This window comes from Streptomyces sp. NPDC033216 (genome assembly GCF_055577115.1).
In genome coordinates this window covers 328171-343532 of record NZ_JBVIQK010000001.1, presented here as the reverse complement: position 1 = coordinate 343532, position 15362 = coordinate 328171, and the positions used below count along the sequence as shown (strand labels likewise).

The following is a 15362-nucleotide window of genomic DNA, read 5'->3' as shown; positions in this document are numbered from 1 at the left end:
GGGTGTGAGGGTTCCCGGGGTGCGCGGGGGGCGGCGTGTGAGTTCGCGCGGCCGGCGTGGGGGGGAGGGGGCGTCCGGCGCCTGGCCCGTGTGCGGTGGTGTGAGCCGTCGCCGGGCCGGTGCCGGGGCGCGTGACCGGCCCGAAGCTCAGGAGTGCCTCAGTTCCATGGACGAACCACGTATCCGGTCCCTAGGGTCGCGATCATGCCCGACATATCGCTGACCATGGTCGTCGTCCTCTGCCTCGCCGCCCTCGCGGCCGGCTGGATCGACGCCGTGGTCGGCGGGGGAGGGCTCCTGCTCCTGCCGGTCCTGCTGCTCGGCCTGCCGGCCGGCACCCCGGCCGCGCACGCCCTCGGCACCAACAAGGCGGTCGCGATCGTCGGCACCTCCGGCGCGGCGGTGACGTACGCCCGCAAGGCGCCGGTCGACGTGGGGGTGGCCGTACGGATCGGGCTCGCCGCGCTCGCCGGGTCCTCCGCGGGCGCCTTCTTCGCGGCCGGGATGAGCACGGACGTCCTCAAGCCGGTGATCATGGTGGTGCTGCTCGGCGTGGCCGCCTTCGTGATCCTGCGCCCGGCCTTCGGCACCGCCCCCGGCACCGGCCCGGCGGGCCCGCGCCGCGTCCTCGCCGCGATCGGCCTCGCCGGTCTCGGAATCGGTTTCTACGACGGACTCATCGGCCCCGGCACGGGCACCTTCCTGGTCCTCGCCCTGACCGCCGTCCTCCATCTCGATCTGGTCACCGCCTCCGCCACCGCCAAGATCGTCAACTGCTGCACCAACGCGGGCGCGCTGGCCACCTTCGCCTGGCAGGGGGCGGTGCTGTGGCAGCTGGCGGTCCCGATGGCCGCCTTCAACCTCGCGGGCGGCATGCTCGGCGCCCACACGGCCTTGAAGAAGGGCAGTGGCTTCGTCCGGATCGTGCTGCTGACGGTGGTGTTCGCGCTGGTGGCGAACCTGGCGTACGAGCAGTGGGTGGCCTAGGGCGTCGAGAAAGTGGTGTTGTCCGCCCGCAGGGCGGGCCCGGCGGCGTCCGGCGCGTGCCGGTCGCGAGGCGGAGGGTCGCCCCGGCACCGGGTGTGTCGGGGCGGTGCCGACAACGCGGCGGGGGTGCCCCCTTCTGGGGGAGTGCGTGCCCGGCGTCGCGGGACGGACGGGACTTCGGGAACACGCTTCGGGGGACGGCAGCGGAGCTGAGGGCCGGGCCGCGGCCCTCCGACGGGTCCCAGGGGTTCACCGGCTCCCCGTCAGATGGGCGAACACCACCACGTTCCCCCGGTAACCCGTTGTCCGCGAGTAACCGCCGCCACAGGTGATCACCCGCAACTCGGGCCGCGTGGCGGCCCCGTACACCTTCTCGTCGGGGAAGTCGCGGGCGTCGTAGACCTCGACCGCGTCGACGGTGAACACCGCGGTCCCGCCGTCGCGCCGGTCCACCTCGATCGTGGCACCCCGGCGCAGGGCGCCGAGGTCGTAGAAGACGGCCGGGCCGTCCGCGTCGTCGACGTGCCCGGCGACGATCGCGGTGCCGGTCTCACCGGGGGTCGTGCCGGACTCGTACCAGCCGGCGAGGTTCTTCTTCGCGTCCGGCGGCACGTCGAGGCTGCCGGACGCGGTCAGGCCGAGGCCCATGAGAGGGGCGTCGACCCGGATCGAGGGGATCCGGACGCGGTCGGGCGGGGACGGCGGCAGCGCGGGAGCGGACCGCGGGTCGGCCCCGCCCGGACGGGCCTCGGCGGCCGACGGCTGTGGCGGGGCGTGCGTCGCGGCGCCGCCGTGCAGCAGCCACGCACCCGAGCAGAGGGCGACCGCGGTGACGGCCGCTATGACGGTGTCGCCGACGACTCCGCGCATGTGTGCACACCCCTCTCCCTGACGGAACCCCCTGCCCCCTCCGGGCCGCGAGGGGCGTCGGACCCGGAGGGGGAGGGGACATGCGGTACCGGCGGACGGACAGCGGAGGGTGTCCGTCAGATCCCGTCGCCTCTCGCCCGGCGATGCAGGAGCCAGGTACCGCCCGCGGCGGCGACGGCGAGAGCCGTCACGCCGGCCGCGGTCTGCACGGGGTCGGGGCCCAGAGCGCCGCCGACCCCCGTCTTCACACTTCCCCGGGGATACACCTGCTCCCGCGCGGAACTCAGGACGACCACCAGGTCCCCGGCGACCCTGCGTCCGTCCTCGGCGCACTGCGCGACGATCTCGTACGTCCCCGGCTGCGCGCTCGGCGGCACCCGGAACTGCCCGATCGCCTCACCGTCGTGGCTGCTCGGCGCGAGCGTGAAGGGTCCGGCGCCGACCGCGCCCGCGTCGCCCGCGGCCGCCCCCGGGTCGCCGCACGCCGCCGTGTTCACGCTGACCTGGTCGCCCGGCACGGCGGTGGAGGGGTACACGTCCAGGCTGCCGCTTGCGGTGGCGGCGGCCTGGACGGGCGCGGCGAGCCCGGCCGCGGTGGCCACCGCGAGCGCGGTACCGGTCAACAGGCGGGCGGCGGTGGGTCGCATCGTGCTCCTCCGAGCTTTCGCGAGGGCGGCCCGCGACATCCCCATGTGCCGCTATGTCGGTCGCGCCCCTGCTCCTCCGAGGTAAGTGGCAGCGACGTGAGCGCGCTTCCCGAACGGGCGTCAGGAATGTGGTGAACGGGTGTCAGGAGGATGGGCCGCGAGAGTGCATCCACTCGGGTTTCGGCAGGTCACCGCCGTGCGGGAGGCAGCCCGCGGAAAAGAACCCGAAGGGGGCGGGGCGGGGGTGTGAACGGGTGACCTGGGGCGGGACCGGGTTCGGGAAGCGGTGCGGCCCCGTCCGTGGCGGGCGGGGGAACGGTCGCCGTCCACACGGGTCCGGTGCTCCTCCCGCACCGCACCCGCACGCACGCGCTATGGACATGACATGTCATGCCCCCTTAAATCTCAGGACGACCTCAGCGCCACCCCCCACGCGCCCGCACGGCGCCTTCCCGAGGATCCCGAGGAGACCGATGAGTCGGATACGGCAGCACGCCCGAGGTTCCCGTCTCGCCACCGCCGGCATCGCCGCCACCACGGCCACCCTCCTGGCCGCCGTACTCGCCCCCGGCGCCGGTGCGGCCGACAGACCGAACCGGGCCACCGCGCTGGACAACGCCGCCGCCGTACTGGCCGAGCGTGCCGCGAGCCTGGGCCTGACCGCGGCCCAGGGCACCGCCGTCCGGGACGTCATCGTCGACAAGGACGGCACCCAGCACGTCCGCTACGACCGCACCTACCGAGAACTCCCCGTCCTCGGCGGCGACTTCGTGGTCCATCTCAGGCCCGACGGCAGCTACCGCGGCGCCGACCGCGCCACCGGGGGCGAGATCTCCCTGCCCACCATCGTCCCCGCCCTCACAGCTCCCAAGGCCGCCGACACCGCCGCGAACGCCCTGCGCGCCGCACACCTCGGCGAGGCCCTGAAGAAGGTGACCGCGAAGCCGCGGCTGGTCGTCGACGCCCTGCACGGCGCCCCGAAGCTGGCCTGGCAGACGAACGTCGCCGCACTGGACGCCCAGGGCAACCCGGTGGCCCGCGCCGTCCTGACCGACGCCCGCACGGGCGCCCAGATCGACGCCTGGGACACCCTGGAGACCGCGACCGGCGACGGCAGGTCCCTGTACGGGGGCACGGTCCCGCTGGAGACGACCCTCTCCGGAGCGGCGTACCAGCTCAAGGACCCCACCCGCGGAAACACGTACACCGGCGACGCGGCCAACAAGACCGACCTGTGCATCTTCGGCATCTGCATCAGCCGCGCCCCCTCGACCGTGTTCACGGACGCCGACAACCACTGGGGGACCGGCGCGACCGCGGACCGCGCCACGGTGGCGGCGGACGCGCAGTACGGCACGAACGTCACCTGGGACTACTACAAGAACGTCCACGGCCGTAACGGCATCGGCAACGACGGCAAGGGCTCCTACAACCGCGTCCACTACGGCAACGCCTACAACAACGCCTTCTGGGACGACAGCTGCTTCTGCATGACCTACGGCGACGGCGACGGCACCCAGCTCGGCCCGCTGGTGTCACTGGACGTGGCCGGGCACGAGATGAGCCACGGTGTGACCTCGAAGACCGCCAAGCTGACCTACTCGGGCGAGTCCGGCGGCCTGAACGAGGCGACCTCCGACATCTTCGGCACCCTCGTGGAGTTCCACGCCGGCAACTCCTCCGACGTCGGCGACTACCTCATCGGCGAGAAGATCGTCCGTTCCGGCTTCGGCAAGGACGCCCTGCGCTACATGGACAAGCCCTCCAGGGACGGCAAGTCGGCCGACTTCTGGAGCAGTTCGGTCGGCGGCCTGGACGTCCACTACTCCTCGGGCGTCGCCAACCACTTCGCGTTCCTCCTCGCGGAGGGCAGCGGCAGCCAGACCGTCAACGGCATCACCTACAACTCCCCGACGTCCAACGGCTCGACGCTGACGGGCATCGGCCGGGACAAGCTCGGCAAGATCTGGTACCGGGCGCTGACCGTCTACATGACGTCGTCCACCAACTACGCGGGCGCCCGCACGGCCACGCTCAACGCCGCCCGCGACCTCTACGGCGCCGGCAGCGCGGAGCACAACGCGGTGGCGGCGGCCTGGAGCGCGGTCAACGTCAACTGACCGCTCCTATCGCAGGGAAGCAGGAACAGGAGCAGGGAACGACCGCGGGCGGCACCCCTTCACGGGTGCCGCCCATCGGTCGTCGGGCTGGGGCCTGCTCCGCAAGGGGCGTGGTCCGCCCGCGGGCAAGCGGGTCTCACGCTCCGGGTCTCACGCTCCGGCGATCTCCACCCGCACCGCGCAGACCTTGAACTCGGGCATCCGTGAGGTCGGGTCCAGAGCCGGGTTCGTCAGGGTGTTGGCGCGGCCCTCGCCGGGCCAGTGGAACGGCATGAAAACGGTGTCGGGGCGGATGCCGGTGGTGATCCGGGCCGGTGCCACCGCCCGGCCCCGCCGCGACACGACGGCCAGCGGATCCCCCTCGGCCGCACCCAGCCGCGCCGCGAGGCGGGGATGCAGCTCCACGAACGGGCCGGGCGCGGCGGCGTTCAGCTCGTCCACGCGCCGGGTCTGGGCGCCGGACTGGTACTGGGCCACGACCCGCCCGGTGGTGAGGAACACCGGGTACTCCTCATCAGGTTCCTCGGCGACGGGCCGGTGCGAGACCGGCACGAAACGCGCCCGGCCGTCGTCCGTGGCGAACCGGTCGAGGAAGAGACGGGGTGTTCCGGGGTGGACGGTGCCGGCCTCGTCGTGCGCGGGGTCCTCCGGGAACACGTCGAAACCGCCGTCCTCGCCGTCGCCGTCCGCGACGGCGCCCTTCGCGCCTGCCGCTCCCTCCGCGCCCGCCGCCCCCCACGCCGCCGGGCACGGCCAGAACACCCCGTTCTCCTCCGCCAGGCGCCGGTAGGTGATCCCGGAGTAGTCCGCGGGCCCGCCCGCGCTCGCCCGGCGCAGCTCCTCGAAGACCTCCTCGGGATCGGTGGGGAAACCCTTCTCCACCCCGAGCCGGGCGGCCAGCTCGTGCAGCACCTCCAGGTCGCTGCGCACCCCCTCGGGCGGAGTGATCGCCCGCCGCCGCAGCAGCACGCGCCCTTCCAGGCTGGTCGTCGTCCCGGTCTCCTCGGCCCACTGGGTGACGGGCAGGACGACGTCCGCGAGAGCGGCCGTCTCCGACAGCACCACGTCGCAGACGGCGAGGAAGTCGAGCGACTTGAGGCGCTCCTCGATGTGCGCGGCACGCGGCGCGGACACCACCGGGTTGGACGCCATCAGCAGCAGTGAGCGGATGTCGGTGCCCATCGCGTCGAGCAGCTCGTAGGCGCTGCGCCCCGGACCGGGCAGGCTGTCGGGGTCCACGCCCCACACCTCGGCCACGTGCCGGCGCGCCGCCGGGTCGTCCAGCTTGCGGTAGCCGGGCAGCTGGTCCGCCTTCTGGCCGTGTTCGCGCCCGCCCTGTCCGTTGCCCTGCCCGGTGAGGCAGCCGTACCCGGACAGCGGGCGGCCCGCCCGCCCGGTCGCCAGGCACAGGTTGATCCACGCGCCGACCGTGTCGGTGCCCTTGGACTGCTGCTCGGGACCGCGCGCGGTGAGCACCATCGCGGACTGCGGCTCGCAGAACATCCGCACGGTCTCCCGGAGCTGTGGAACGGACACCCCCGTGATCCGTTCCACATGCTCCGGCCAGTGGGCCATCGCCGCCGCCCGTGCCTCTTCCCAGCCGGACGTCCGCTCCCGTACGTACTCCTCGTCGACCCGTCCCTCGGCGACGACCAGGTGCAGCAGCCCCAGCGCGAGCGCGAGATCGGTACCGGGCCGGGGCGTCAGATGCAGGTCGGCCTGCTCGGCGGTCTTCGTGCGGCGCGGGTCGATGACGATCAGCGTGCCGCCGTTCTCGCGCAGCTCGCTGAAGAAGCGCAGCGAGGGCGGCATGGTCTCCGCGAGGTTGGAACCGACGAGGATCACGCAGCCGGTCCTCGGGATGTCCTCCAGGGGGAACGGCAGCCCCCGGTCCAGGCCGAAGGCCTTGATGCCGCCGGCCGCCGCGGAGGACATGCAGAAGCGGCCGTTGTAGTCGATCTGCGAGGTGCCGAGGACCACCCGCGCGAACTTGCCGAGCGTGTACGCCTTCTCGTTCGTCAGCCCGCCCCCGCCGAACACCCCGAGCGCGTCGGGTCCGTGCTCCGTCCGGATCCTGCCCAGCTCACCTGCGATCCGGTCGAGTGCCTCGTCCCACGTGGCGGGCACGAGCGTGCCGCCGGAGCGCACCAACGGGGAGGTCAGCCGCACCCGGGACGAGAGCACGGCCGGCGCTGTGCGGCCCTTGCCGCACAGCGCGCCCCGGTTCACCGGGAAGTCCACGCGCTCGGTCACCTCGACGCCGCCCTCCGGCGTGGGCGACAGGTTCATCCCGCACTGCAGGGCGCAGTACGGGCAGTGGGTGGGCGTCGAGGTGGTCTCCATGCGCTCCAGCGTGCTTCGGCCGTGTTACACGCCGTGCGGTGTCCTGTTACGGCGGTGTGGTGGTGCCCTCCCGGCGGGCGCCCGCCCGGCGTGAGGCGTGGGTGTGGGGGCGGGCAGGAGGCACAGGGCCGGGTGGGAGGCGCGGCGGGGGGCGGACGCGGGCGGGTGCGCTGTACGGCCCCTATCCGGCCGACGCCAGTGCTCGCGTCACACCGGGTTCCTCGGGTCCGAGGAACCGCGGATCCGGTTCGAACACCGCGTCCAGCGCCGCCTTGCCGGCCGCGAAGATCTCCCGTGCTCCCCCGTAGTACCAGGTCGCGTCGTGTTTGGCGGCGACGCCGACGCCGTACGAGTCGACGCCCGCGGCCTCGCACAGCGCGACCGCCCGCCGGATGTGGAAGTCCTGGCTGATGAGGACCGCCCGGTCGACCCCGAAGATCTTCCTGGCGCGTACGCAGGAGTCCCAGGTGTCGAAGCCCGCGTAGTCGCTGACGATCCGCGCGTCCGGAACGCCGTGCTTCGTCAGATAGGTGCGCATCGCGTCGGGCTCGTCGTAGTCCTCACGGCTGTTGTCGCCGGTGACGAGCACGACCTTCACCCGCCCCTCGCGGTACAGCGTCGCCGCCGCGTCCAGCCGGTGCGCGAGGTAGGGCGACGGCTCACCGGCCCACAGACCGGCACCGAACACCACCGCGACCTCGGTGCGCGGCGCGTCGGCCGTCGTGCCCAGCCGGTCACCGGTCGACACGTACAGCCAGGTGGCCGGGAGCAGCCCGAGCACACAGGCGGCCATCACGCCCTGCACCAGTCGCCGCCACCCCGTGCGGGTGTGCGGAAGCCGCGGTCGGCGGATCTTCATACGGTGCCCCCTGCTGCCGGTCCGGCCTGCCCTTGCGGCCTCGACCCGGGAAGACGCCACGAGGGGCGGGCCGGTTCGGTCAGCTCGCGTCACTCTGGTCACACCGGCCCCGTCACACACCGGCCCCAGGGCTCGCACCGCACCTCACAAGGCGGCCACGCGCGCGGTGAACCCCCGGAAAACACTCGTGACGGTCACGCAACGGCGGCGCAACCTCGCGCCGCCAGGATCGGTCCATGACAGCGTCGCCCTCCATGTACGACGAGTCCCACCACCGCCCCGGCAGCCCGCTGCCCGGTGGCTCCCACCTCGACAGTACGGCGCACCTCATGAACCGGATCAGCTCCCAGCCCGCCGGCCGGCCCAGCCTCGTCCCGCTCGACGGCCGCCGGCGTCCCGGCCCGCCCGCCCTGGTGGTCGTCGCCCACGGCAGCCGCGACCCGCGGGCCCTGATCACCGTCAGCACGCTCCTGGAGCGTGTCCGCGACCTGCGTCCGGGCCTGCCCGTGCACCTCGGGCACATCGAACTCAACGAGCCGCTGCTGTCCGACACCCTCGTCGGCCTCGACGCGGCGGACACGGCGGCGGCGGTCCTCGTCCCGCTGCTGCTCAGCCGCGGCTACCACGTGCGCCGGGACATCCCCGAGATGGCCGCCGAGGTGCGGGTACACACCCGCGTGGCCGCACCGCTCGGCCCGCACCCCCTCCTCGTGGAGACCCTGTACGCGCGTCTCGTCGAGGCCGGCTGGCCCACCCGTATGACGGACGCCGAGCGCCGCGAGAGCGCGGTGGTCCTGGCGGCGGCGGGCTCCCGCGACCCGGACTCGGCCGTCGACACCGGCCGTACGGCCCGGCTCCTGGCGGACCGTCTCGGCGTCCCCGTGGTCCCGGCGTACGCCTCCACGGCCGCGCCCACGGTTCCCGCGGCGATCCGCGCCCTGGCCGCGAGAGGCCGCCACCGGGTTGCCGTCGCCTCCTGCTTCACGGCCCCCGGCCGGTTCGCCACCGAGTGCGCGCAGGCCGCCCCCTGGATCGCCGCGGCCCCCCTCGGCACCCACGAGGCGATGGCCCACCTGGTCCTGCACCGCTACGACCAGGCATGCGCGGTGAGCGTCGGCAGCAACGCCGCCTGAGGGCACACGGGGCGGCAAAGCCGCGTTCCGCACCACCCGGCAGCCGGGTGACGCCCCGATTGTCACTGCCGCCGCTTACTGTCGTGACATGCCCTACGACGTGCCGTCAACAGAACGCTGGGCGGCGGAGCCCGACAAGCGCCCCGGCCGCACCGCATTCCAGCGCGACCGCGCCCGCGTCCTGCACTCCTCGGCGCTCAGAAGGCTCGCCGGCAAGACCCAGGTGGTGACCCCCGGCACCCGCACCGACGCCTGGGACGCCACCCCCCGCACGCGCCTCACCCACTCCCTGGAGTGCGCCCAGGTGGGCCGGGAACTGGGCGCGGCCCTCGGCTGCGACCCGGACCTGGTCGAGGCGTCCTGCCTCTCCCACGATCTCGGCCACCCCCCGTTCGGACACAACGGCGAACAGGCGCTGAACGACTTCGCCCGCGACTGCGGCGGCTTCGAGGGCAACGCCCAGTCGCTGCGCCTCCTCACCCGCATCGAACCCAAGCGCTTCACCCCCGAGGGCTCCGTCGGCCTCAACCTCACCCGCGCCACCCTGGACGCCGCCACCAAGTACCCCTGGCCGCGCGGCGCCCACCCCACCGACCCGGCGTCCCCCAAGTTCGGCGTCTACGACGACGACCGCCCCGTCTTCGACTGGGTCCGCAAGGAGGCCCCCGGCACCCGCACGTGCTTCGAGGCACAGGTCATGGACTGGTCGGACGACGTGGCCTACTCGGTGCACGATGTGGAGGACGGCCTGCACGCCGGCCACATCGACCCCAACTGCCTGCACGCCGAACCGGAGCGCGCGGAGGTCTTCCGCGTCGCCGTCGGCCGCTATGTCCCCGCGGACACGGACCCCGCAGAACTCGCCGCCGCCCTGGACCGGCTCCAGGACCAGCAGTGGTGGCCGCACGGCTACGACGGCACGGCCGTCGCCCAGGCCCGCCTGAAGGACGCCACCAGCCAGCTCATCGGGCGCTTCTGCCTGGCCGCCGAGGTCGCCACGCGCGCGAGGTACGGCTCGGGACGCCTCACCCGCTACGCGGCCGAGCTCGTCGTACCCCACGAGACGCGCCTGGAGTGCGCGGTCCTCAAGGCGGTCGCCGACCGGTACGTCATGCAGCGCGCCGAGCAGGAAGTGCTCCGCGCCGACCAGCGCGTGGTCATCAGCGAGCTGGCCGAGGCGTTCACCGCGCGTGCCCCCGACGGCCTGGACCCCCAGTTCCGCGCCCTGTTCGACCGGGCCGTCGACGATCGCGCCCGCAAGCGGGTGATCGTCGACCAGATCGCCTCCCTCACCGACGCCTCGGCCCGCTCCCTGCACGCCCGCTTCACCGGAAAGTCCTGAACGGCGCGGGCCCCCGCGCCCGCACGGCCGCGCACGTGACACTCCCTGGCCTGATCGGGTCACCCCCTCTTCCCCCCTCCCGCCGCGTGGGGGACGCTCGGGTGGCGGCACTGTTACGAGGAGGCATCACGTGGTCGACGCGGATCAGACATTCGTCATCGTCGGAGGGGGCCTGGCCGGCGCCAAGGCGGCCGAGACACTCAGGGCCGAGGGCTTCACCGGCCGCGTGATACTGATCAGCGACGAACGGGACCACCCCTACGAGCGCCCGCCCCTCTCCAAGGGCTTCCTGCTCGGCAAGGAGAGCCGCGAGAGCGTCTTCGTGCACGAACCCGCCTGGTACGCGCGCAACGACATCGAGCTGCACCTGGGCCGGACCGTCGACGTGATCGACCGTACGGCGAGGACGGTCCGCTTCGGCGACGACGGCAGCCTCGTCCACTACGACAAGCTGCTGCTGGCCACCGGCTCCGAACCCCGCCGCCTCGACATCCCCGGAACCGGCCTCGCGGGCGTCCACCACCTGCGTCGCCTCGCGCACGCCGACCGCCTCAAGGGCGTCCTCGCCGCACTCGGCCGCGAGAACGGGCACCTCGTGATCGCCGGCGCCGGCTGGATCGGCCTGGAGATCGCCGCGGCGGCCCGTGAGTACGGCGCGGAGGTCACCGTCGTCGAACCGGAGCCGACCCCGCTGCACGGCGTCCTCGGCCCGGAGCTGGGCAATGTCTTCGCGGAGCTGCACCGCGAGCACGGCGTCCGCTTCCACTTCGGCGTCCGGCTCACCGAGATCGTCGGCCAGGACGGCATGGTTCTCGCCGCCCGCACGGACGACGGCGAGGAACACCCGGCGCACGACGTGCTCGCCGCGATCGGGGCCGCCCCGCGCACCGCGCTCGCCGAGGCGGCCGGGCTGGAGCTGGCCGACCGGGTCCACGGCGGCGGCATCGCGGTGGACGCCAGGCTGTGCACCTCCGACCCCGACATCCACGCCGCCGGCGACGTGGCGTCCTTCCCGCTCGGCACGTTCGGCACGACGCTGCGGGTCGAGCACTGGGCCAACGCCCTGAACGGCGGACCGGCCGCCGCCCGCGCCATGCTCGGCAGGGACGTCAGCTACGACCGCGTGCCCTACTTCTTCTCCGACCAGTACGACCTGGGGATGGAGTACAGCGGTTGGGCGCCGCCGGGGACGTACGACGAGGTGGTGATCCGGGGGGACGCGGGGAAGCGGCAGTTCGTCGCGTTCTGGGTGAAGGAGAGCCGGGTGCTGGCGGGGATGAGCGTGAACGTGTGGGACGTCACAGAGCACATCCAGAAGCTGGTGCGCACGGGCGTCCCGGTCGACACCGAGGCGCTGGCGGATCCCCACGTGCCCCTCGAGGGGTTGACCGCCTAGAACCAGGTCTGTCGTTTGGATCAGCCTGGCCGTGAGCTGCGGCGCCACGTGGTCGACCCGAGCGGGGTCCGGTGCGTGCGGCTGCACGGCGGAGGAGGGCGGCGACGCGGAGCATCGGCAACCGGCGACAAATCCGCAGACGCACATGCCGGACCCCGCGACGCCGGGATGCTCCAAACGACAGGCCCCGGCCGTCGCGGGGTTCGCCGTCCCGGGGTTGTCGGTCCACCCCCGTAGAATCACCACGTGGCAGGACGGATCAACGACGAGGACGTGAAGGCGGTTCGGGACGCGGTTCCGATCGACGCCGTGGTGTCCGAGTACCTCCAGCTGCGCAACGCGGGCGGCGGCAACCTCAAGGGCCTGTGCCCCTTCCACGACGAGAAGTCACCGTCCTTCCAGGTCAGCCCCAGCAAGGGCCTCTTCCACTGCTTCGGCTGCCAGGAGGGCGGCGACACCATCACGTTCGTGATGAAGGTCGACCACCTCACCTTCTCCGAGGCCGTCGAGCGCCTCGCCGCCCAGGCCGGCATCACCCTGCGCTACGAGGAGGGCGGCTACAACCCCTCCCACCAGCGCGGCGAACGCATCCGCCTGGTCGAGGCCCACAAGATCGCCGCGGAGTGGTACGCCGAGCAGCTCGCCGTCAGCCCCGAGGCCGACGCCGGACGGATCTTCCTCGCCGAGCGCGGCTTCGACCAGGCCGCCGCCGTCCACTTCGGCGTCGGCTACAGCCCCCAGGGCTGGGACCACCTCACCCGCTTCCTGCGCGGCAAGGGCTTCAGCGACAAGGAACTGGTCCTCTCCGGTCTCGCCCAGGAGGGACGCCGCGGCCCCATCGACCGCTTCCGCGGCCGGCTCATGTGGCCCATCCGCGACATCGGCGGCGAGGTCGTCGGCTTCGGCGCCCGCAAGCTCTACGACAGCGACAACGGCCCCAAGTACCTCAACACGCCGGACACCGCGATCTACCGCAAGTCGCAGGTCCTCTACGGCATCGACCTCGCGAAGAAGGACATCGCCAAGGCGTCCCGCGCGGTCGTCGTCGAGGGCTACACCGACGTCATGGCCTGCCACCTGGCCGGCGTCACCACCGCCATCGCGACCTGCGGCACCGCCTTCGGCACCGACCACATCAAGATCCTCCGCCGCCTGCTGATGGACAACGGCTCCGCGCGCGTGATCTTCACCTTCGACGGCGACGCGGCCGGCCAGAAGGCGGCCCTGCGCGCCTTCGAGGACGACCAGAAGTTCGCCGCCGAGACGTACATCGCCATCGCGCCGGACAACATGGACCCCTGCGACCTGCGGCTGGCCAAGGGCGACGAGGCGGTCGCCGACCTGGTCGAACCCCGCACCCCGCTGTTCGAGTTCGCTCTCCGCCAGATCGTCGCGCGCTACGACCTGGAGACCCCGGGCGGCCGGGCCGCCGCCCTCGACGAGGCCGCCCCGGTCGTCGCCCGCATCAAGAACAGCGGTGCCCAGCACGAGGTCGCCGTCCAGCTGGCCGGCATGCTCGGCATCCTCGACACCCAGTTCGTCGTCAAGCGCGTGGCGCAGCTGGCCCGTTGGGCCCGCGACCGCGGCGGCAGGGGCCCGGCACCGGCCCGCGGCGGCTCCGCCCAGCCCTACGAGGCCGCCCCCCGCCCCGCCGCCGGCGGCCCCGCCCTCACCCTGCGCAACCCCGTCTACGCCACCGAGCGCGAGCTGCTCAAGCTCGCCCTCCAGCGCCCCGAGCTGGTCTCCCCGGCCTTCGACGCGTACGGCGTCGACGAGTTCACCGCCGCCCCCTACGCCGCCGTACGCGCGGCGATCCAGGACGCGGGCGGCGCCGAGTCGGGCGTACAGGACGGACAGGAGTACCTGGTGCGGGTGCGGGACGCCGCGCCCGACGACACGGTCCGCGCCATGGTCACCGAGCTGGCCGTGGAGCCGATCATGCGGCGCGCGGTCGACGACGTGTACGCGGGCACCGTCCTCGTCCAGGTCCGCCGGCGCGCCGTGGAGCGCCGGGTCCGCGACGTCCAGTCCCAGCTGGCCCGGCTCTCCGCCGGCGGCGACCCGGCCCAACTGGCGGCCGTACAGAACGAGCTGTGGGTCCTCCAGCAGTACGACCAGGCACTGCGCGGGCACGGGGCCGCGGCGCTCTGAGCGGATTCCGACCGGCGGATCAGCACCCGGTCACGGACCGGACGCAAAAATTCATCGCACGCCCCTCGTGGCGGCGATGTGTCGTACTCCACACTGGGTGGCGGTGCCTGAGTCCTCGGAGCGCGGCCGATCCGTCCCCGACGGGTCCCTCACCCCCGCGGTTCCGCTCATCGCGTACGGGACGGACAGCGGCGAGGCCGCCGACTCCGCCCTCGAAGCAGCGCTGCCGCATCTCCCGGCAGCGATCACCCTGGAGGTCGCCCCCGTGCAGACCCGGACCCTCACCCAGACCGACGCGTGTACCGACGGCACGGAACCGGACGGCGAGAGGGGCGTCCTGGTCGCGGTCCCACCGCAGAACCGTGCCGTACGTCACCTGGAGACGGCCATGGAGCCGGAGCCAGGGGCGGGGCCGGCCGGCCCGGCATCGGAGGACCCGCCCGCCGAGGCGCTCGACGAGGTCCCCGAACCCGTCGATGCGCCCGCCCCGCGCTTCGTCGACACCTCCGGCCCCTCCTCGGATTTGTTCCGCCAGTACCTGCGCGAGATCGGCCGGATCCCGCTGCTCACCGCCGCCGAGGAGGTGGAGCTGGCCCGCCGCGTGGAGGCCGGCCTGTTCGCCGAGGCGAAACTGAGCGGCACCCCCGACGTGGACAGCGACCTGGCCCTCGACCTGGACAAGCTCGTGGTCATGGGCCGGATGGCCAAGCGCCGCCTCATCGAGTCGAACCTGCGCCTCGTCGTGTCGGTCGCCAAGCGCTATGTCGGCCGCGGTCTGACCATGCTCGACCTGGTCCAGGAGGGAAACCTCGGGCTGATCCGGGCGGTCGAGAAGTTCGACTACGCCCGCGGCTACAAGTTCTCCACCTACGCCACCTGGTGGATCCGGCAGGCCATGTCCCGCGCCCTCGCCGACCAGGCCCGCACGATCCGCGTCCCCGTGCACGTGGTGGAGCTGATCAACCGCGTCGTCCGCGTCCAGCGCCGGCTGCTCCAGGAGCGCGGCTACGAGCCCACCGCCGACGAGGTCGCCGCCCAGCTCGACCTCGCCCCCGAGCGCGTCGGGGAGGTGCTGCGGCTGGCCCAGGAGCCGGTCTCCCTGCACGCCCCCGTGGGCGAGGAGGACGACGTGAACCTCGGCGACCTCATCGAGGACGGCGACGCCGCCAGCCCCGTGGAGTCGGCGGCGTTCCTGCTGCTCAGGGAGCATCTGGAGGCGGTGCTGTCGACGCTCGGCGAGCGTGAGCGCAAGGTCGTCCAGCTCCGCTACGGCCTGGCCGACGGCCGCCCCCGCACCCTGGAGGAGATAGGCCGCATCTTCGGCGTCACCCGGGAGCGCATCCGGCAGATCGAGTCCAAGACCCTCGGCAAGCTCCGCGACCACGCCTTCGCGGACCAGCTCAGGGGCTACCTGGACTGACCGGGGGGCCGCCCGCCGGGACGCGGCCCCCCCCTCGTCCGTCTCTCCAGGCCGTTCTCCGAAAGTACCGTCCGCCCGGCGACGCCTGGCACGC

11 protein-coding genes are annotated in these 15362 nt (G+C 73.2%); 7 read left to right on the top strand and 4 right to left on the bottom strand.

Features of this window, described 5'->3' with window-relative positions:
- The first annotated feature begins 204 nt into the window (after positions 1–204).
- Positions 205–987 (top strand): sulfite exporter TauE/SafE family protein, encoded by a 783-nt coding sequence (locus ACZ5Y0_RS01520; RefSeq protein ID WP_469126619.1) that lies wholly within the window; start codon positions 205–207, stop codon positions 985–987.
- Between the two features lie 249 nt (positions 988–1236).
- On the opposite strand, the gene ACZ5Y0_RS01515 is transcribed toward ACZ5Y0_RS01520, so the two are convergent.
- Entirely contained in the window at positions 1237–1857 is a 621-nt protein-coding gene (locus ACZ5Y0_RS01515; protein ID WP_469126618.1) for a class F sortase, read from the bottom strand.
- Positions 1858–1973: 116 nt separating this feature from the next.
- A complete protein-coding gene (locus ACZ5Y0_RS01510; RefSeq protein ID WP_469126617.1) occupies positions 1974–2504 on the bottom strand; it encodes a hypothetical protein in 531 nt (176 codons plus the stop codon).
- Positions 2505–2977: 473 nt separating this feature from the next.
- Here ACZ5Y0_RS01510 and ACZ5Y0_RS01505 point away from each other — a divergent pair, with 473 nt between their 5' ends.
- Positions 2978–4624 carry a M4 family metallopeptidase gene (locus ACZ5Y0_RS01505; protein ID WP_469126616.1) on the top strand — a complete coding sequence of 549 codons (1647 nt, stop codon included), beginning with the start codon at positions 2978–2980 and terminating at the stop codon, positions 4622–4624.
- 150 nt (positions 4625–4774) lie between these two features.
- On the opposite strand, the gene ACZ5Y0_RS01500 is transcribed toward ACZ5Y0_RS01505, so the two are convergent.
- Positions 4775–6967, bottom strand: coding sequence for a molybdopterin oxidoreductase family protein (locus tag ACZ5Y0_RS01500; protein ID WP_469126615.1), 2193 nt, complete (start codon positions 6965–6967; stop codon positions 4775–4777).
- A 181-nt stretch (positions 6968–7148) separates the two neighbouring features.
- On the bottom strand, positions 7149–7826 hold the full coding sequence (locus tag ACZ5Y0_RS01495; protein WP_469126614.1) for a SanA/YdcF family protein: 678 nt from the start codon (positions 7824–7826) through the stop codon (positions 7149–7151).
- Between the two features lie 236 nt (positions 7827–8062).
- Between ACZ5Y0_RS01495 and ACZ5Y0_RS01490 the strand changes: the two genes are divergently transcribed.
- From ACZ5Y0_RS01490 to ACZ5Y0_RS01470, 5 genes are all read left to right on the top strand, one after another.
- Positions 8063–8959, top strand: a complete 897-nt coding sequence (locus ACZ5Y0_RS01490) for a sirohydrochlorin chelatase (protein WP_469126613.1) — start codon at positions 8063–8065, stop codon at positions 8957–8959.
- A gap of 88 nt (positions 8960–9047) precedes the next feature.
- A complete protein-coding gene (locus ACZ5Y0_RS01485) occupies positions 9048–10301 on the top strand; it encodes a deoxyguanosinetriphosphate triphosphohydrolase (RefSeq protein ID WP_469126612.1) in 1254 nt (417 codons plus the stop codon).
- A 130-nt stretch (positions 10302–10431) separates the two neighbouring features.
- Positions 10432–11697, top strand: coding sequence for an NAD(P)/FAD-dependent oxidoreductase (locus ACZ5Y0_RS01480; protein WP_469126611.1), 1266 nt, complete (start codon positions 10432–10434; stop codon positions 11695–11697).
- Positions 11698–11943: 246 nt separating this feature from the next.
- Complete coding sequence (dnaG, locus tag ACZ5Y0_RS01475) at positions 11944–13848, top strand: DNA primase (protein ID WP_469126610.1); 1905 nt, start codon at positions 11944–11946, stop codon at positions 13846–13848.
- A gap of 103 nt (positions 13849–13951) precedes the next feature.
- Positions 13952–15268 (top strand): RNA polymerase sigma factor, encoded by a 1317-nt coding sequence (locus ACZ5Y0_RS01470; protein WP_469126609.1) that lies wholly within the window; start codon positions 13952–13954, stop codon positions 15266–15268.
- The last annotated feature ends 94 nt before the right edge of the window (positions 15269–15362 follow it).

Coding starts and splice junctions, on each gene's coding strand:
- ACZ5Y0_RS01520 (WP_469126619.1), top strand. CDS start 205: ATGCCCGACATATCGCTGACCATGGTCGTCGTCCTCTGCCTCGCCGCC.
- ACZ5Y0_RS01515 (WP_469126618.1), bottom strand. CDS start 1,857: ATGCGCGGAGTCGTCGGCGACACCGTCATAGCGGCCGTCACCGCGGTC.
- ACZ5Y0_RS01510 (WP_469126617.1), bottom strand. CDS start 2,504: ATGCGACCCACCGCCGCCCGCCTGTTGACCGGTACCGCGCTCGCGGTG.
- ACZ5Y0_RS01505 (WP_469126616.1), top strand. CDS start 2,978: ATGAGTCGGATACGGCAGCACGCCCGAGGTTCCCGTCTCGCCACCGCC.
- ACZ5Y0_RS01500 (WP_469126615.1), bottom strand. CDS start 6,967: ATGGAGACCACCTCGACGCCCACCCACTGCCCGTACTGCGCCCTGCAG.
- ACZ5Y0_RS01495 (WP_469126614.1), bottom strand. CDS start 7,826: ATGAAGATCCGCCGACCGCGGCTTCCGCACACCCGCACGGGGTGGCGG.
- ACZ5Y0_RS01490 (WP_469126613.1), top strand. CDS start 8,063: ATGACAGCGTCGCCCTCCATGTACGACGAGTCCCACCACCGCCCCGGC.
- ACZ5Y0_RS01485 (WP_469126612.1), top strand. CDS start 9,048: ATGCCCTACGACGTGCCGTCAACAGAACGCTGGGCGGCGGAGCCCGAC.